The sequence below is a fragment of the Roseateles sp. GW821-FHT09B06 genome (assembly GCF_059418245.1).
In genome coordinates this window covers 1-17,811 of record NZ_JBWKPM010000013.1, presented here as the reverse complement: position 1 = coordinate 17,811, position 17,811 = coordinate 1, and the positions used below count along the sequence as shown (strand labels likewise).

Genomic DNA, 17,811 nt, shown 5'->3' with positions numbered 1-17,811 from the left:
AGGCGAAGGCACAAACGCGGTTGGCATCAAAGACGGATTCCCTGCCCGCATTCCGGCGCTACGGTATCCATACCGTAGTCGCACCGGCCCGGTACCGTAGCCCTCCGACTGGGCTGGCGACCGGCAGCGCGCAACACTGGGTTCCTCACGACGGAGCCCGCCATGCATGTTTCGCCCGACTTCACGCCGCCGCTCGCCGTCCCACACTGGATCCTGTGTCTCTTCGCCAGCCGCGCCGCGGCCGCCCCTCAACAAGGCGTCGTGATGCGTTCGATGCTCCTGGAGCGGCACCGGACGCTGCAACTGGCCCGAAGCGATTCCCGCGTCCGGGTGCAGCATGGTTACGTCTGGATTACGCGCGACGGCGCCCCAGAGGACATCGTGCTCGAAGCCGGGCAGCAGTTCCTCCATGCGCCCGGCGCACGCGTCCTCGTGCACGCGCTCGAGGATGAACGACTCGAGCTTGCCCGCGACTGAACCGGTGCGTACCATCGCCGCACCGTCTGCCCGAGAACCGTGCCCATGGAACCTCGCCAGCAACTGCGCTTCCTCACGACCGGCGACCGGGTCATGATCGCCGGTGCCGTGACGGGCAGCGGACCGCCGCTGGTGCGCGTGGGCACGTAGATGAGCCACCTGGAGTGCGATCTGCGCGAGCCTCATACATGGTCGATGATCGAGGCGATCAGCGCGCAGCACAGTTTCATCCGCTACGATCTGCGCGGCTGCGGTCTATCCACGCGGCAGGTTCCGGCATTCGACTTCGCGACGATGCTGTCCGACTTCGAGGCCGTGATGGACGCCTGGGCGCCGCAACCCGCGACGCTCCTGGGCATCTCGTGCGGCGCTCCGATCGCGATCGCGTACGCCGCGCGCCACCCGGAGCGCGTCACATCGCTCGTGATCCTCAATGGCTACGGCCGCTCGTACTTCAGCGCCGCGACGTGCCCGCCGCACCTGCTGGAGGAAGCCAAGCTGCTGCTGGCGAGCGCGCGCCAGGGCTGGGCACACGAGAAATCGCCATTCCGCCAGATATTCATCGCTCAAATGCTGGGTGCCGAGGCGGCCGAAGCGCCGGCGCGCCAGGCGATCGGCGAGCGCATGCGGCTGACCTGCACCCTCCCTGCCGTACCAACGCAAAGGTAGTGAAGTCCATCAACCAGGAGAATGATGGACATGAAGAAGAGCAGATTCACCGAGGAGCAGATCATCGGGTTCCTCAGGCAGGCCGAGGCTGGTATGCCGGTCAAGGAGTTGTGTCGGCAAGGCGGCTTCAGCGACGCGACGTTCTACAAGTGGCGGGCCAAGTTCGGCGGCATGCAGGCCACGGACGCCAAGAGGCTGCGGGAACTCGAATCCGAGAACGCCAAGCTCAAGCGCCTGCTGGCCGAAGCTCACCTCGACATCCACGCGCTCAAGGACGTCTTCGGCGTAAAGCCATAGCCGAAGCGCCGCCGTACCTGTGCGATCTCGACGATCTTGGCGCTGAGTTGTCGCGTGGCTTCATCGACCACGGGCGGGTTGCGATAGCTGTCTCTGGAGAGCCCCACCAGGCGGCACGCGCGGCGTTCGGACAGATGATGCTGGGAAATCATCTGGGCCGCCGCTACGCGCCTGACCTGCGGGGCTATCGCCGCATCCACGACCTGCTGCGCCCGCAGTTCCCGGGCGTGAACCACAAGCGCGTCTATCGGCTGTACAGCCAGGCGCAGCTGGCGGTGCGCAAGCGCAAGAAGGTCAGACGCGCGGCCAGCGAGCGGGTGCCGCTCACGGTGGCCAGCCGCGTCAATGAGGTGTGGAGCATGGACTTCGTTTCCGACAGCCTGGCAAATGGCCGACGCATCAAGTGTCTGACCGTGGCCGACGATTTCTCGCACGAGTGTGTGGACATCGCAGTGGACTACGGCATCTCGGGCAAGTACGTGACGCGGCTGCTGGACCGGGCTGCGCTCTTCCGCGGCTACCCCGCGGCGGTGAGAACCGACAACGGGCCGGAGTTCATCTGCCGGGCCTTCATTGCCTGGGCGCAGTCCCACAGCGTGCGCCACATCCTGATCCAACCGGGCCGTCCCATGCAGAACGGCTACATCGAGAGCTTCAACGGCAGGTTCCGCGACGAGTGCCTGAACGAGCACTGGTTCGAGACGCTGCCGCAGGCGCGATCAGTGATCGCCAGCTGGCGCCAGGACTACAACGAGGTGCACCCCCACAGCAGCCTTGGACGGATACCGCCGGCGGAGTTTGCTCAACGCCACCGGAACAACAACCGGCTGCCACGGGCTTCAAGCAACGAGATCAAGTAACCTTCAACCCGGACTTCCGCCTGACTGGTACGGCGGGAGGGGGCAGGTCATGCGCCCGCGACCATGCGCGCAAGGCGCGTCTTCGATCGCAATTTTCTGCCGCCTTCGGAGCCTGTGGATAATAAGTAGTCGGCACTATTTCCTGCTTCGGCCCGGCTTTCCGGCGAAATTGCGCTTTTGCATTGCCCGCGCATGTCTTGAAAAGAAAAACGGGTACCGTCGCAAACCGGAATCAACCTACCAGCATTCACCCCGTTAAGCCATTATTCATGCGGGCTCGCGGGGTTTTGCATGGCCGACTTCTTAACGGGATTGCATCCCTTTAGCCTCAAAGGCGTTACGCATCCCCGCCTCCAGGACATTGTCCGCTGCAAAAATATTGCTATCCGTGCTGAAGGTGTGGGTCGACTCCTTCTGGATGGCAATCAACGATTTGCCATCGGGGGACGTGAATTTATTGCCAGTGAATACTACACGCTCCGACTTCCCGGCATTGAAATCAACGCCATAAGAGCCCGGCTTGCCATTGCCGCAGTCCTTCCATTCGTTTTTGATGAATTGCAAGCCACTAACGGTAAAGACCGAGATTCCGACACCTCCTTCAGACCCACATCGCTGAAATAAATTGCTGCGCAGCGTGATATCTCGAACAATTGCGCCATCCTCGCGATAGCCAATAAGTCCCGATTGCGCCGAGTTATAAAATTGATTATCTGAAATTTCGATTCCAACTACTCCGCGCAGATCGAAGGGCCGGGCGTGCTTGTCTACTATGCGGTTCTTACGGACCAGAATCAATTGAGTGGGTGCTCTTTCAGACGGAGGAATTCTCTGTACAAAACTAAATACCGCAGCAGCCGCGCTCTCGATCGTATTGCCTTCCACTAAAATATTCGACGGCATGGTGGTCAGCAGGATTGGGACATACATAGAAATTACTCCCACGTTTCCGCCGATGTTATTGAAGATGTTGTCAACAATACGGATGTTGCGAATTACGTGAAAGGGCGAGGCGTTGGGTTCAAGATCGATCGCACCGGGCATATTGGGGCGACTGGTGTTTGTGAATTGACACTTCAAGACAACCAGCCCATCACAATCGATCACGCTGATGGCGTTGCGGTTCTCCCGATTAATTCCATCAAACAGGCAGTTGCGAACTGTGATGCGAAAATTATGCCGTTCGGTCTTGGCTTTGTTTGAGCTGCCTAGATAGAAACCATCGCCACGAAATCCTCGAAAAACGACTTTGTCAATGATGGTATCCGATACCCCATTGAGGCTCAGCAGATGGATGAATTCCGAGAACCCATCCATATCGCAACTGCCGCGCAACTGGAAATTCTTCAATGTGACGCCGCGCAAGTTGTTTGCCGGGTCGGACGAGCCGCTGTCGCAAGTCAGCACATAGTTGGCCCCAGGCTTCTGAACAATAACCGAGCGTTCGCCGGTGCCGGTGATCGTGATTCCTGCGCGCAGAAGCACGTTGCCGACCAAGAAGCGACCGACAGGCACTTCGACGACGTCAAACTGCCTGATCGCTTCGGAGAATGCAGCTGAACTGTCCTTTACCCCGCTCGGATCGGCCCCCAACTCCAGCACGGTGCCGCTGCGTTTGGTTGTTCCGCTTTGGCCAAATGCTTGCGGAACCCAGGAAAGAGTTGCGCCGCCGCAGACGAGTAGGGGCAAGAGTGCACGCCTGGACATGCAGCCAGACGTCTTAGTCCCCTTGACGCAGGTCTCTCGTGCGCAGTGAGCGCGTGACATGTCGGTACCTCCGTTTCGGGTGCATGTTGGCTTTGCGACGCAAAAAATCTCTGACAGCCCGCATTCAATTACATATTTAACACATGGGTGCCGGGGGACAAGGGGCCAACGCGTTGCATGCCATGCGTCGTGGCGACGTCGAGCCAGATTGCCGGGCACCACGACGAGCCAAAGGAGACGATGTAATCGCTCTGGGCCATGTAGCCATTGCCACCGTCTACGAACTTCAGTCCCAGTGGCGAGTTGTCCACTACGCAACTTGCGCGCATTGAATGGCCGTACTTGGTGCGGCGCCCTACGGCATCGCGCAAGTCGATCCGGAACACTTGGACTGGGGCCGGAGCGCCGGAATAGGTACGGATCGTTCCGTAACGAGCTACCAACTGCATTGCGCCGGTGCCGTTCAAGTCCGTGAGCATCAGCAGATCCTGAAAGAGACCCTCATGGGAGGGGAATACCTGATCGAGACAGCTGAGTTGTCGTGGCTGGGGTTGAACGCAGATGCGGGGAGGCAATCCAGCCGGGTTACCCCCGGCGTAGATCACGTCCGGCAGGTCATGCCCGCTGTAGTAGCCCACCGCGAGGCCGTACGACGAATTCATCACTGGATCCCCTCCAAACAGCCAGCCACCATCGGTGAAGTGCAGCCGGTCAATGCTGCCCCAGTATGGGCGCAGGCCACGGCTCGGGTGGTTTTTGATGATGTCGTAAATCCCATCACCATCGAGGTCGAACACCGACTGCCCCTCGTCAGCGATTCTCGTCGCACCGAAGGGGCTGGGCATTGCGGTGAAATGACCTGCCCCATCATTAATTAGCACTTCGTTCGCGATCACGATCTCCACGGCCCCATCGAGATTGAGATCAATAGCCGTGGCCCCTTCAACATGCGGGAGGTAGTTCGGGAACGAAATTCCAAGCGAATCAGCGATCTCGACGAACTTTCCACCGCCGAGGTTTTTCAGGAAGTCGAAGCGTTCGTAAGACGGGGACACGATGTCCAGCAGGCCATTTCCGTCAAAGTCGGCAACCAGGATCGTTTCGCCATGACCGCTGATGCAACTACCGTCGGCTCGCAGTGGCTCACTGAAGTCGTAGCCTGAGTCTGCTCGACGAAGGCCAATAAGGAGGCAGCCGGTGCCATAAACGTTACCGACTACGTCCTCGCGCCCGTCATTGTTAAGGTCTGCAATACGTACATCCCGAAAATCACGACCTGAGAAAAGTGCGTCAAGTCCGAGAGCTGGATATCCTGTGTATACAAGTCCCCCGTCCGTCGTCGTCATGCCGAGAAGCTCGCTCCTCGAGTCACCGCTGGTGTTGCCAACGGCGAGTGCTCCCCAGTAGCCAAGATCGTTCTCTTCAACGCCGAGTGCATGCATGGTGGCGGAAACATGGTCGACACTACCGCTAGTGGCTTTCCAACGCCATCTGCCTGTCGTTGCCAAGTCGCCTGTAACCAACGATACGAGGACTTCACTTGGAGCAGTAACACTCATGATGGGCATGCCATTGCCGTTGACAAGTTGCAGTTCGAGCCCGGATAACTTAGCTCGTGACAGTGCCGCTGGTTGCAACACGATCCAGCGATCTCCGTTGCGCAGCATCGTCGGAGTTGGGAGGGCTGTCGGTGTTGTGGCGAGCGTACGCTGATCTGCCTGCAGTGCCCATTGCGATAACGCGTAGTCACCCGCGAGAACTTTGCTAGAGGGGCAAAGGATATTCGTCGTTGATGTGCCCCCCGAAGTCGTGCGTACAAGTTGTAGCGTGGTTCCCCGGGCATTGTCACAGCGTATATATGTGCCGCCCGCAACCAATTGCGCCTGAAGCTGTGGTGGTGGATCTTGGATTTCAGCTCCTCCTCCGCATGCACCCGTCAGTACACTAAGGCCCACTACCGCCCACCAAGTCCGACGCTGCATGTTTTTTCTCCCATCCAAAGGATGAATTCACAATATGGACACGTAAGCCCCCCCCGTCAAGTAGACAGTTCAGAAGTAGAGACTTCCTGGTTGGACATCCTGGGCTTGAATACCGCCGGCGGCATGCTGCCCAGAGAATCGCGCGGCCGGAATTCGTTGTAGTCGGTGAGCCAGTCGTCAGCGGCCGCCTACTCCTCGCTAACGGCGTTGAACAGCCAGGCGTCGAGCACCTCCTGGCGGAAGCTGCGGTTGAAGCGTTCGATGAACGCGTTCTGGTTGGGCTTGCCGGGCTGAATGAACAGCAGCTTGACGCCGTGGCGCTTGGCCCATTCCACGAAGGCCTCCGCCGTCAGCGCTGCCCCCGTCGTCCGGGCGAATTGCTTCGGGTTGGCCATAAACCTCCATCAGTTGGTTCATCACGCGGACCACGCGTATCGATGGAATCGACGTGCCGCACTCGATGCGCAGTGCCTCGCGGTTGCCTTCGTCGATCATGGTTCAGCGTCCGCGACGGGCGCCCGTCGTAGCGCGTGTCGCGCATGAAGCCCAAGGCCCAGACCCGATTGAGCTCTCCGTGCTGTCCAGCAGCGGCTGGCGCTCGCGCGTGAGCACCCGGCCGCCGCACCTTGCGCTTGAGGGTCAGCCGCATCGCGCAGTACACCCGGTAGACCAGTTTGCGGTTTCAGCCGTGCCCGTCGTGCCGAAACCGATCGAAGCACTTCCAGAAGCCCCAACGCGGACGTCTCTCCAACACTTCGTTGATCGCGTTGATGACTGGCGCGTCCTTCGCCGCCTGGCCTGTCGTGGACTTGTACAGCGCCGACCGCGGTAGGCCCACGGCCCTGCAGGCTGCACTCGGGACAGATGGTGTTCATCGACCATGATCTGCGCCACGGCTCGCCTGGCGATCGGCGTCACAATTCCGCGACAGCACGTCCTTGATGGCGGCGTTTTCCAAGGCCAGTTCCGCGTACATCTTCTTGAGCCGCGCGTTCTCCGCTTGAACTCGTTGACCGACATGCCGGCGTACTTGCTCTTCCACTGGTAGTGCGTCGCCGAGCTGATGCCGTGCTGCCGGCACGCCCCCGCCTCCGCCACCGGCCGACCCGTTTCCCCTTTCGTCCAGGATCGCCATGATCTGGGTCTCCGTGAACCTCGACTTCCTCATCGATCTTCCTAGAAGATGCGGAAGTCTCCATTTTCAGGCCGTCCCTTCAATGGGGAAACTTACGAAGGGACGCCGGCAGGCGCGGGTACCGGTCTGCAACAGCGTCGCCCAGTCGATCATTGAATCAGTTTGCGGCCAGCACGAGGACTTCGCCTTCTCGTACCGCCGAGAACGGGTGACGAACGCCGAAGAGACACCGGTGATGGACTACCGCCCTACCGCCCCATCCAGGCGATGAACAACACCGCGTGGCAGACGGCGCGCGGGAAGGCAGGGCTGGGTGACCTGCATGTGCACGACCTGCGGCATACCGTGGGCATGCGCCTGAGGGAAGCCGTGGTGGCGGAGAGCACGATCGCCGACATCCTCCGGCACAGCCGGCCGTCCATGACCCACCACTACACGGTGACTCAGGTCGTGGAGATCCACGCGGCACTGGAGAAGATCAAGGACGACAGTGGGCGCTGGAACATCAGTCTGGCGATGCTGAAGCGCGAGCAAGAAGAGAGGGCGGGGAATGCGAGGCCCCCGCAACGGAAAACGGGTTAGAAGCTTGCGCTTCTAACCCGTTGATTCTCTTCTTATTTTTGGTGCGGCTGGCAGGATTCGAACCCACGACCCCTTGGTTCGTAGCCAAGTACTCTATCCAACTGAGCTACAGCCGCACGACGTTCTTCTTTTTCTTCCGGTCCGATCCCACCCGTCGTGGCAAGGTGAGATTCGATGTTTTTTGGTGCGGCTGGCAGGATTCGAACCCACGACCCCTTGGTTCGTAGCCAAGTACTCTATCCAACTGAGCTACAGCCGCTCCAAGCCCTCTACTATAGCATGACATTTTTGGCTCTGGCAAATCTTTGAGCCGATCTTTGCTCTTTCCTAGTCAGTGCAGGGTGGCGGCGGCTTCGAAGCAGCGCGCGCGGCGCTCCATGCCGCCGTCATGCAGCGCCAGCTCGGCCAGCACCAGCCAGCAGCGGCGCCTTGCGGCCACCGGCAGGCTGCGTTCCTCGGCGGCCTGCTCCAGCATCAGGCGGGCCTTGCCCCACAGCTCGCGCTCGGCCAGCACATGGCCCAGCGCATAGGCCAGATGCGCGTCGCGCGGATAGCGCTGCACGGCGGACTCCAGGCGCTGCAGCCAGCCCGGCCCGAGCCCATGGGCCACGGCCACCAGGGCCTCGCTGAGTGCGGCGCGTTCGTCGTTGCCCAACTCATCGATGCGGTCCCAGAAGGGCTGCAGCCAGCCGCGGCCATCACCCATCGCGCCATGGCTGGCCGCGCAATGTGCCGCCCGCGCGGCCACGAAAACATCGCGGCGGTCGGCGCTGTCGAGCTGCTGCCAGACCTGGCGCAGCTGATCGACATCGCGCGCGCCTTCCAGCGCCGCGGAGGCCAGCGAACGCAGCAGGCCCTGCGCCGCCACCTTGGAAAAGCCCTGGTGCTTGGCCAGCAGGCGAGCGGTGCGCAGCGCTTCCAGCGGCTGCTGACCGAGGCGCGCGGCCTGCAGCTTCAGGCGCAAGGCCTGGGTACGCCGGCCCACGCCGGGACCCAGCTCGGCCAGCAGTTGCAGCGCGCGCTGCGCATCGCGGTCCTCCAGCGCCCATTCGGCCGCCAGCAGGCGCGCCCCCTCTTCCGAGGCCTTGGCCTGCGGCTCGGTGCGCGACAGCTCCAGGGCCAGGGCCAGTTGCTCGTCGCGGCGGCGCTTGTCCTGCAGACGATGCGCACTGTGCGCGGCCAGCAGATGCCCCAGGGCCGTGAAGGCCGCGTCGGGCTGCCCGCCGGCCTGGGCCTGGATGTTGAGCGCGCGCTGGGCGGCCTTCTGCGCGCGGCCATAGCGGGCGCCGAAGAACTCGGCCAGCGAATCGCGCAGCGCCAGCTGGGCGGTGCGCTCGCGCTGCGCCAGCCGCCATTCGCGCGCGCGGCGCGGCAGGCTGGTCAGGGCATTGAGGGTGTGGATCACGGTGACGAGGGCGAAGCAGCTGCCCACCAGCGCCAGCAAGAACAGGTTCAGCGAGATGTCGAGCCGCCAGCCTTTCCAGTAGAAGCTTGCCAGGCCGTCGTTGCTGCCCAGGGTCAGGGCGGCCACCACGGCCACCGCGAACAGCAGCACCAGCCAGATGATTGAGCGCATGGGTCGGATCCCCTCCGCTCAGCGGCCGGCCGCGGCAGCCAGGGCCGCCAGCGTGTCGTCGGGCCGCGGCACGCTGACCTGACGCGCCTGCCCCTGCACCTGACGCAGCAGCTCGGCGGCCGAGGCCACGCGGCGCGAGCGTGCATCGAAATAGCGGTCCAGCAGGGCCAGGGTGTCGCGCAGATCGGCCTGTGCGGTGTCGAACTGCCGGCTCAGCAGGGCCAGCCGGGCATTCAGCAAACGCAGCTTGAGGTTTTCGCGCAGGAAGAAGGTCTGGTCGGGTGCCAGCAACATGGCCTCCGGGTGCTCGATGCGCGTCACGCGCAGCAGCGACTTTGCCTCGATCCAGACCTGGCCGCCCAACACGCCCCAGCGTTCGCGGGCGCCGGCCAGCCATTCGTTCAGCAGACCGTCGGACCGCGCGGAGGACGCAGCGGCGGCCGCGGACGCGGCCGGCATTGCCCGCTCGCTGCGCGCCGGGCGCATGGCCGGGGTATCGGCATTGCCGGCGCGCTCGGCGCTGGCCAGCAGCGGCAGCTCGTCGAGCAGGCGCACCACCTCGTCCAGGCGGATCGCCAGCGTGGACACGTCGGCCACATTGACCGCCTTGACCCGGTCAAGATCGCGCGCCACCGCGCGGCGCACGCCTTCCAGGCGCGGCTGCTTGTGGCGTTGCAGGCGCTCATCGGCCTGGCGCAACGCCGCCACCAGCGGCTCGGCACTGCCGGTGATGCTGCTCTGCTGCAGGGCCACGCGCAGCGAGGCCTCGATATCGCCCAGCACGTTCTCGTCACGCGAGCGCGACATCGACTGGATCAGCTCTTCCAGCTGGCCGCGCTGCAGCGCCACCTCGGCCAGACGCGCCTCCAGCAGCGCGGTCTTGGCGGCGGTGTCGCGGGTCAGGTCTTGCGCCTGCCGCGCCAGCGCACGGGCCTCGCTGGCCTCGCTCTGGCTGTCGGTCTGGCGCCGCACCAGCTCCTGCTCCAGCTCCTTGAGCCGGGTCTGGCCATGCCAGGCCAGCACCAGGGCGGCCACCGACAGCACGGCCATCCCGACGGCCAGCGCGGGCAGCCAGGGCGGGGATTTGGGGCCGGCCGGAACTTCGGACGCTTCGGCCATGGCGGGGGGGGAGATGTTGTCGCTCACGATCAAAATGATTGTAGGGGTCGCCTCAGAGCGCGCAGAAGGCCTCGGCAACGGCCGCGGCATCCGGTCGCGTCAAAACCACATGCGCCAGGCCCAGGCGCTCGGCCCGCGCCGCGATGCGGGCATGGGTGGCGATGGCCAGGCCGTGCGACCAGTCGGCAGCGGCGCCGGCCAGGGCTTGCAAATGATCGATGGCTTCCGCGCTGCTGAACAGCCAAACATAACCGGCCGGCCGCGCCAGCGCGGCCTGCAGCAAGGCCCGGCCGGCCGCGTCGGGCCGCGGGCAGCGGCGGCTGTAGAGGCCGTACTGCCGCACCTCGGCGCCACGCTCGAGCAGGCGCCGGGCCAGCCAGTCGCGGCCGCCATCGCCGCGCAGGATCAGCGCCAGGCGCCCCTGCCAGTCCTCGCCCGCCAGCTGCGGCCACAGATGTTCGGAATCCAGGCTGGCCGCCTCGGGCGGCGGCTGCACCAGCAGCGCCTCGGGCACGCCGGCCGCGCGCAGCGCCTGGGCGCTGCCCGGGCCGACCGTGGCCGCCAGGGTGCCGCCCGGCCAGGGCGCCCGCGCCGGGCGCGCGGCGAAGAAGGCGCTCACCGCATTGGGGCTGACAAACATGGCCAGGCGCGCCTCGGGCAGCGCCGCCCAGGCCTGGGCGACGGCCTGGCCGCCGTCCGCGGCCGGGGCGATCTCGATCAGAGGCAAGGCCCGGAGCCGGCCCGCGTCCACGCCCTGCCGCGCCAGCCGCTGCAGCCAGTCCGCCGCCTGGGCCTGCGGCCGGGTCACCAGCAGCGTGCGCTCGCTCGTCACATCACTGCGGCGGCAGGTAGGCCTGCGCGCCGCGCTCGTGCAACAGGGCCGCGGCCCGCCCGCCCAGGGCGCGGGCCTGGGCCTCGTCGGCCACCGGCGCGCTCAGGCTGGCCTTCAGCAGCGGGCGGCCATGGTCCTCGGCATGGCCCAGCGCCACGTCCAGGCGCAGCTCGCCGCCCTGCCAGCGCCCATGCGCGGCCAAGGGCATGCTGCAACTGCCGCCCAGGCTGCGCGACACCGCGCGCTCGGCCTGGGTGGCCAGCCAGGTGGGGGCGTCGCTCAGCGGCGCCAGCGCCGCCTTCAGGACGGTCGCGTCGGCGCGCACCTCCAGGCCCAGCGCGCCCTGGCCGGCACAGGGGATCATCTCGTCCTCGGAGAAGCAGGCGCGGATGCGCCCGCCCAGGCCCAGGCGCTTCAGTCCCGCTGCAGCCAGCACGATGGCGTCATAGCCGCCCTCGTCCAGTTTGCGCAGGCGCGTATCCAGATTGCCGCGCACCGGCTCCACGCGCAGATCGGGCCGCAGCGCCTTCAGCTGCACCACGCGGCGCAGCGACGAGGTGCCGACCAGCGCGCCCTGCGGCAGCTCGGCCAGGCTGGCGTAGCGGTTCGAGACGAAGGCGTCGCGCGGGTCCTCGCGCTGCAGAATGGCCGTGAGCTCGAAGCCCTCGGGCAGCTCCATCGGCATGTCCTTCAGCGAATGCACGGCCAGCTGGGCCCGCCCCTCCTCCAGCGCCGTTTCCAGCTCCTTCACGAACAGGCCCTTGCCGCCCACCTTGGAGAGGGTGCGGTCGAGGATCTGGTCGCCGCGCGTCGTCATGCCCAGCAGCGCCACCGTCAGACCCTGGCGTTCCAGCAGGGCCTTCACATGCTCGGCCTGCCACAGCGCCAGGCGGCTCTCGCGGGTGGCGATCACCACCGGCGTCTTCAATGTTTCCGTCATGCCCGCATGCTAGCGCAGTGCGGCGCAGCAAGAGAAACTGCTACAGTCGGAATCGAGTAACTTCGTTACATAACCCCCTCTTCATCCCCTCCTGTTCGCATCAACCCTGACGAGCCCTGCCATGCCCGCAAGACCCGCCGCACAGAAGACCCGCAAGACCGCCCGAGACGACAAGAACCTGCCCCTGATGGAGGACATCCGCCTGCTGGGGCGCATCCTCGGCGAGGTGATCCGCGAACAGGAGGGCCGCGAGGCCTACGAGCTGGTGGAACGCATCCGCAAGCTCTCGGTGGCCTTCCGCCTGAAGCGCGATGCGCAGGCCGGCAAGAGCTTCGACAAGCTGCTGAAGAGCCTGTCCGGCGACCAGGCCGTCAGCGTGATCCGCGCCTTCAGCTATTTCTCGCACCTGGCCAATATCGCCGAGGACCGCCACCATGTGCGCCGCCGCGAGATCCATGACCGCGCCGGCAGCCTGGCCGAGGGTTCGCTGACCTTCGCGCTGGAACGCCTGCACGAGGCCGGCGTGCGCCCCACCGAGATCGCCCGGACCCTGCAGCATGGCTTCATCTCGCCGGTGCTGACCGCCCACCCGACCGAGGTGCAGCGCAAGAGCATCCTGGACGCCGAGCGCGCCATCGCCGAGCTTGTGGAGCAGCGCGACGGCCTGCACACCGAGCGCGAGAAGTTGGCCAACGAGGCACTGATCCGCGCCCGCGTCACCCAGCTGTGGCAGACGCGCATGCTGCGCTACTCCAAGCTGACCGTGGCCGACGAGATCGAGAACGCCCTCTCCTACTACCACGCCACCTTCCTGCGCCAGATCCCGCGCCTCTACACCGAGCTGGAGCAGGCCCTGCCCGGCCATGAGCTGAACAGCTTCCTGCGCATGGGCCACTGGATCGGCGGCGACCGCGACGGCAACCCCAATGTGTCGGCCGACACCCTGCGCCATGCGCTGAAGCGCCAGAGCGAGGTGGCGCTGCGCCATTACCTGACCGAGCTGCACGAGCTGGGCGCCGAGCTGTCGATCTCGGCCCTGCTGGCCCAGGTCAGCCCCGCGATGCAGTTGCTCGCCGAGCGCAGCCCGGACCGCAACGAACACCGCCTGGACGAACCCTACCGGCGCGCGCTGACCGGCATGTACGCGCGCCTGGCCGCCACCCTGCACGAGCTGACCGGCACCGAGGCCCTGCGCCACGCGGTGGCGCCGCAGGACCCCTACCGCTCGCCCGACGAGCTGCTGGCCGACCTGGGCATCATCGAGGCCTCGCTGAGGAGCCATCACGCCGAGGCCCTGATCGCGCCGCGCCTGCGGCCGCTGATGCGCGCGGTGCAGGTGTTCGGTTTCCACCTGGCCACCCTGGACCTGCGCCAGAGCTCCGACCAGCATGAGCTGGTGGTCGCCGAGCTGCTGGTCGCGGCCCGCATCGCGCCGGACTATGCACGGCTCGGCGAGGCCGAGCGCCGCGAGCTGCTGCTGCAGCTGCTGGGCGACGCCCGCCCGCTGCGCGTGATCGGCGCGGCCTACAGCGAGCAGACCCTGGCCGAACTGGCCATCTTCGAGGCCGCCCGCGAGGCCCTGTCGCGCTTCGGCCGCGAGGCCCTGCGCCACTACATCATCTCGCACACCGAGACCGTCAGCGATCTGCTCGAGGTGCTGCTGCTGCTGAAGGAGGTCGGGCTGATGCGCGGCACCCTGGACGGCCCCGCGCTGAGCGACCTGATCGTCGTGCCGCTGTTCGAGACCATCGGCGATCTGCGCGAGGCGTCCAACATCATGCGCGAGTTCTATGCGCTGCCGGGCATCCGCGCCCTGGTGCAGCGCTCGGGCGGCGAGCAGGACATCATGCTGGGCTACTCCGACTCCAACAAGGACGGCGGCGTGTTCACCAGCAGCTGGGAGCTCTACCGCGCCGAGATCGCCCTGGTCGAGCTGTTCGAGGCGCTCAAGCAGCACGATCCCAGGCACCCGATCACCTTGCGCCTGTTCCACGGCCGCGGCGGCACGGTGGGCCGCGGCGGCGGCCCCAGCTACCAGGCCATCCTGGCCCAGCCCCCCGGCACGGTGAACGGCCAGATCCGCCTGACCGAGCAGGGCGAGGTGATCGCCTCCAAGTACGCCAACCCCGAGATCGGCCGGCGCAACCTGGAAACCCTGGTGGCCGCCACGCTGGAAGCCTCCCTGCTGCACCCCACCAAGAATGCGCCCAAGGCCTTCCTGGACGCCGCCCAGACCCTGTCGGACGCCTGCTTCGGCGCCTACCGCGGCCTGGTCTACGACACCAAGGGCTTCGCCGACTACTTCTTCGCGGCGACGCCGATCCGCGAGATCGCCGAACTCAACATCGGTTCGCGGCCCGCCTCGCGCAAGGCCACCCGCGCGATCGAGGACCTGCGCGCCATCCCCTGGGGCTTCAGCTGGGGCCAGGCCCGCGTCACCTTGCCCGGCTGGTGCGGCTTCGGTTCGGGCGTGCTGGCGTTCATCAATGGGGAACATGGCGAGGGCGAGCAGCGCGCGCAAAACCTGACCCTCTTGCGCCGCATGGTCAAGCAATGGCCCTTCTTCCGCACCCTCCTGTCCAATCTGGACATGGTGCTGGCCAAGACCGACCTGTCGATCGCGCAGCGCTATGTGGAGCTGGTCGAGGACAAGCGCCTGGGCAAGAAGATCTTTGCCGCCATCCAGGCCGAGTTCGAGCGCACGCAGGAGGCGCTGACCCTGATCACCGGCGAGCAGCAGCGCCTGGCAGCCAACCCGGCGCTGGCCCGCTCGATCGAGCACCGCTTCCCCTACATCGACCCGCTGCACCACCTGCAGGTCGAGCTGATGCGGCGCTACCGCGCGGTGCCGGCCGACAAGCGCACCGAGGACCCGTCGATGGAACGGGTGCAGCGCGGCATCCACCTGTCGATCAACGGCATCGCGGCGGGCTTGCGGAACACGGGTTGAGTGCGAAATGTCGGCAGACGGCGGCAGACCGCGTCGGGCGTGGCGCTTTACGGGGCGCTCGGTACACCTGGCCCGAGCGGCGGCAGGAAAGCTGTATAGAGTGCAGCTAGGCATCGATCAACCCACCGAGAGCTCTGCCCATGCAAACGCCGCGGCCGTCCGACAACTGGCAACTCGGGAATCCCTATGAACGCTACGTTGGGCGCTGGAGCCGACGCGTCGCGCCGGCCTTTCTCGCCTGGCTCGACATCCCCGCGGGCAGGCGCTGGCTGGACGTCGGGTGCGGTACGGGGGCGCTTTGCGGCGCGATCGCGGAGCACCATGCACCGGCGTCCCTGACCGGCGTTGAACCCTCCGAAGGCTTTCTCAAGCTAGCGCGGGAAACCCTCCCGAGCCCGGTGAACCTGTGTCGGGGCGATGCGGCGTCCCTGCCGCTGACCGACGCCTCGGTCGACGTCGTGGTGTCCGGGCTGGTCCTGAACTTCATCCCGGATCTGGGCGCCGCCCTCAAAGAGATGGCCAGGGTCGCCAGCGAGGGGGCGACCCTCGGGGCCTATGTCTGGGACTACGCGGGAAAGATGGAACTCATCCGCTACTTCTGGGATGCCGCGGTCGCCCTCGACCCCTCGGCCGCCGAGTTCGACGAGGGGGTTCGCTTTCCCCTGTGTCAGCCGGACGCGTTGCGCGCGCGAGTCGGCGAGGCCGGATTCCACAACGCGGAGGTGACCGCCATCGATGTCCCGACGCCCTTCCCCAGCTTCCAGGACTATTGGGAGCCCTTTCTGGGCGGTCAAGGTCCGGCGCCCGCCTATGCAATGTCGCTGACGGCAGCGGCAAGAGGCCGACTGAGAGACCGGCTACAGGAACTGTTGCCGGTTCAGGCCGACGGGTCCCTGTCCCTGGTCGCGAGGGCATGGGCGGTGCGCGCCACCGCATCGGCGATGCCCGTATCTCCATCGAGCGGCCCGCGCGGGCCGCTCCCGTAAAACCTTGCGCGCCCGCTTCCGGCGCGCTGAATTCCACTCGGGGTGTACGGCCGCGGCAAGAGCAAGGTGGTCATCAAGATCAAATGAGCCTATTCACTCCTAGTCCTGCAGACTCCCATGAACTCTGGCACCGGATCCCGAAGCCGAAATTCCATCGCCGGGTCTGGCGAAGGCATCAGCAAGCTGGCCCGAATAACGTACTTGGACATGATCCGAGGTTTGCTCACTGGGCAAGATCCGAAGCAGTTCCTGTTCCACACGGCGCGGTGTTCCAGTTCCATGCCGACTTCGTGGTCAAAGCGCTTGCATTCCTGTCGCCCGAATCGAATTCCCCGGGGTCGCTGAACCTTGCGCAAGGAGCGCCCAGCAGGCTGTCGACCATGACCGCGAATGCCGATTCCAACCCGCGCAGACCGTCGCCGTCACTGCGTCGGGGCGAATGTCAACGGCCCGCTAGGCGGCCTGCTGCCTGGCAGCGCGGCGGATCGTTCGTGGCGGTTGGTGCAGCGTCCGGATGAATGCCCTGCGCATACTCTCGGCGTCGCCGAAGCCGGTCTCCCTGGCAATCACGGACAGCGAAAGCTCGCCGGCGTCGATGAGGCTGCGGGCCGCATCGACACGCAGCTTCTTCACCGCGTGCGCCGGAGATTGGCCGATCTCGAGCTTGAAGATGCGGCTCAGTTGCCTGACGCTGACATGCGCGACGGCCGCCAGTTCCTCCAGCGACAGGTCCTTGCCCAGATTGGCGCGGGCGAAGGACAGCGTCTTCTGGATGCGATCGGACCGGGGCTGCAGTTCCAGTAGCGCCGAGAACTGAGACTGGCCGCTGGTTCGCCGGTGGTAGACCACCATCCTCTTCGCGATCGCCTTGGCGATTTCCACGCCATGGTCCTCCTCGACCATCGCCAGAGCCAGATCGATGCACGAGGTCATCCCGGCCGACGTCCAGACGCCGCCGTCGCTCGTGAAGATCCGGTCCGGTAGCACCTTCACCTCGGGGTGGCGCGTCTGGAGCTCCTGTGCCGCGAACCAGTGCGTCGTGGCGCGGCGTCCGTCGAGCAAGCCCGCCTCGGCCAGGATGAACGCGCCGGTGCAGAGGCTGCCGACCCGCCTGCAGGCTTGCTGGGCGCGCCTCAGGTACGCCTTCATCCGCGGGGTCGCGGTCGGCAGCTGAATCGAGCAGCCAAAGACAAGCAGCGTGTCGTAGCGCGCCTCTCGAAACTTGCATGAGTCCACCGTCGCACCCGAGTAGCTGGCGACCGGCCCGCCCTCTTCCGACAGCCGCGCCAGTCGGTAGGCCTCATGGCCGAGCTCCCGGTTGGCCAGCTCGAACACGGTGATGACGGCGAGGTCGAGGATTTCGAAGCCGGGGTAGAGCAACAGAGCGACAGTCTTCACGTGATGCCTCGGATGAATTCGTTGGTGCCTGCCAAGCATAGCGGCGGACCGCATCCACGCAGGCTGCAGGGGCTCGAAGCCGCCAGCCTGCGCGCCCAACCTTTGTGGGCGTGGGTCGTACGCCCTAGCGCAGCGTCCCGAACGCCGCGCGCAACTCGGCGGCGAACAGCAGTGGCTCTTCCCAGGCCGCGAAATGGCCGCCCTTGTCGAGCTTGGCGGAGAAGCTTGAAGTCAACTTTGAAGTGCAACACCGCTAGGACCGAGCAAAGACTTCGCTCGGCGTCTTGAAGCCCAGGCGGCG

13 protein-coding genes, 2 tRNA genes and 2 pseudogenes are annotated in these 17,811 nt (G+C 65.5%); 6 read left to right on the top strand and 11 right to left on the bottom strand.

The window, feature by feature from the left end:
* Window positions 1-162 precede the first annotated feature (162 nt).
* The 3 genes from AC07OQ_RS13115 (at window position 163) to AC07OQ_RS13105 (ending at window position 2,303) form a co-directional block, all read left to right on the top strand.
* Complete coding sequence (locus AC07OQ_RS13115; RefSeq protein ID WP_495053567.1) at window positions 163-477, top strand: DUF2917 domain-containing protein; 315 nt, start codon at window positions 163-165, stop codon at window positions 475-477.
* Window positions 478-672: 195 nt separating this feature from the next.
* Complete coding sequence (locus tag AC07OQ_RS13110) at window positions 673-1,146, top strand: alpha/beta fold hydrolase (protein WP_495053566.1); 474 nt, start codon at window positions 673-675, stop codon at window positions 1,144-1,146.
* A gap of 30 nt (window positions 1,147-1,176) precedes the next feature.
* A protein-coding gene (locus AC07OQ_RS13105; protein ID WP_495053565.1) for an IS3 family transposase occupies window positions 1,177-2,303 on the top strand; the annotation gives its coding sequence in 2 pieces (ribosomal slippage) (window positions 1,177-1,420 and window positions 1,420-2,303; 1,128 coding nt in all).
* Between the two features lie 303 nt (window positions 2,304-2,606).
* On the opposite strand, the gene AC07OQ_RS13100 is transcribed toward AC07OQ_RS13105, so the two are convergent.
* From AC07OQ_RS13100 to AC07OQ_RS13090, 3 genes and pseudogenes are all read right to left on the bottom strand, one after another.
* The gene (locus AC07OQ_RS13100) at window positions 2,607-3,992 is read right to left on the bottom strand and encodes a right-handed parallel beta-helix repeat-containing protein (RefSeq protein WP_495053564.1); all 1,386 of its coding nucleotides are present in this window, start codon (window positions 3,990-3,992) and stop codon (window positions 2,607-2,609) included.
* A 146-nt stretch (window positions 3,993-4,138) separates the two neighbouring features.
* The gene (locus AC07OQ_RS13095) at window positions 4,139-5,677 is read right to left on the bottom strand and encodes an FG-GAP repeat domain-containing protein (RefSeq protein ID WP_495053563.1); all 1,539 of its coding nucleotides are present in this window, start codon (window positions 5,675-5,677) and stop codon (window positions 4,139-4,141) included.
* Window positions 5,678-6,048: 371 nt separating this feature from the next.
* Window positions 6,049-7,160 (bottom strand): annotated as a pseudogene (locus AC07OQ_RS13090) (IS3 family transposase).
* Between the two features lie 234 nt (window positions 7,161-7,394).
* Here AC07OQ_RS13090 and AC07OQ_RS13085 point away from each other — a divergent pair.
* Window positions 7,395-7,709, top strand: coding sequence for a tyrosine-type recombinase/integrase (locus AC07OQ_RS13085; protein WP_495053562.1), 315 nt, complete (start codon window positions 7,395-7,397; stop codon window positions 7,707-7,709).
* A 39-nt stretch (window positions 7,710-7,748) separates the two neighbouring features.
* Here the strand turns inward: AC07OQ_RS13085 and AC07OQ_RS13080 are convergent.
* From AC07OQ_RS13080 to hemC, 6 genes are all read right to left on the bottom strand, one after another.
* Window positions 7,749-7,825, bottom strand: a tRNA-Arg gene (locus AC07OQ_RS13080).
* 66 nt (window positions 7,826-7,891) lie between these two features.
* Window positions 7,892-7,968, bottom strand: a tRNA-Arg gene (locus AC07OQ_RS13075).
* A gap of 72 nt (window positions 7,969-8,040) precedes the next feature.
* Complete coding sequence (locus AC07OQ_RS13070) at window positions 8,041-9,285, bottom strand: heme biosynthesis HemY N-terminal domain-containing protein (protein WP_495053561.1); 1,245 nt, start codon at window positions 9,283-9,285, stop codon at window positions 8,041-8,043.
* 18 nt (window positions 9,286-9,303) lie between these two features.
* Entirely contained in the window at window positions 9,304-10,431 is a 1,128-nt protein-coding gene (locus AC07OQ_RS13065) for a uroporphyrinogen-III C-methyltransferase (protein WP_495053560.1), read from the bottom strand.
* 25 nt (window positions 10,432-10,456) lie between these two features.
* On the bottom strand, window positions 10,457-11,236 hold the full coding sequence (locus tag AC07OQ_RS13060; RefSeq protein WP_495053559.1) for a uroporphyrinogen-III synthase: 780 nt from the start codon (window positions 11,234-11,236) through the stop codon (window positions 10,457-10,459).
* 1 nt (window position 11,237) lies between these two features.
* A complete protein-coding gene (gene hemC, locus AC07OQ_RS13055; RefSeq protein ID WP_495053558.1) occupies window positions 11,238-12,176 on the bottom strand; it encodes a hydroxymethylbilane synthase in 939 nt (312 codons plus the stop codon).
* A gap of 121 nt (window positions 12,177-12,297) precedes the next feature.
* On the opposite strand from hemC, the gene ppc reads away from it, so the two are divergent.
* Entirely contained in the window at window positions 12,298-15,126 is a 2,829-nt protein-coding gene (ppc, locus tag AC07OQ_RS13050; RefSeq protein ID WP_495053557.1) for a phosphoenolpyruvate carboxylase, read from the top strand.
* Between the two features lie 140 nt (window positions 15,127-15,266).
* On the top strand, window positions 15,267-16,112 hold the full coding sequence (locus tag AC07OQ_RS13045; RefSeq protein WP_495053556.1) for a class I SAM-dependent methyltransferase: 846 nt from the start codon (window positions 15,267-15,269) through the stop codon (window positions 16,110-16,112).
* A gap of 453 nt (window positions 16,113-16,565) precedes the next feature.
* Here the strand turns inward: AC07OQ_RS13045 and AC07OQ_RS13040 are convergent, their stop codons facing one another.
* Both AC07OQ_RS13040 and AC07OQ_RS13035 read right to left on the bottom strand, forming a co-directional pair.
* Window positions 16,566-17,510: a GlxA family transcriptional regulator gene (locus AC07OQ_RS13040; RefSeq protein ID WP_495053555.1), complete on the bottom strand. Its 945-nt coding sequence runs from the start codon at window positions 17,508-17,510 to the stop codon at window positions 16,566-16,568.
* A gap of 124 nt (window positions 17,511-17,634) precedes the next feature.
* Window positions 17,635-17,724: pseudogene (locus tag AC07OQ_RS13035) on the bottom strand (alpha/beta hydrolase); the annotation flags it as partial.
* Window positions 17,725-17,811 lie beyond the last annotated feature (87 nt).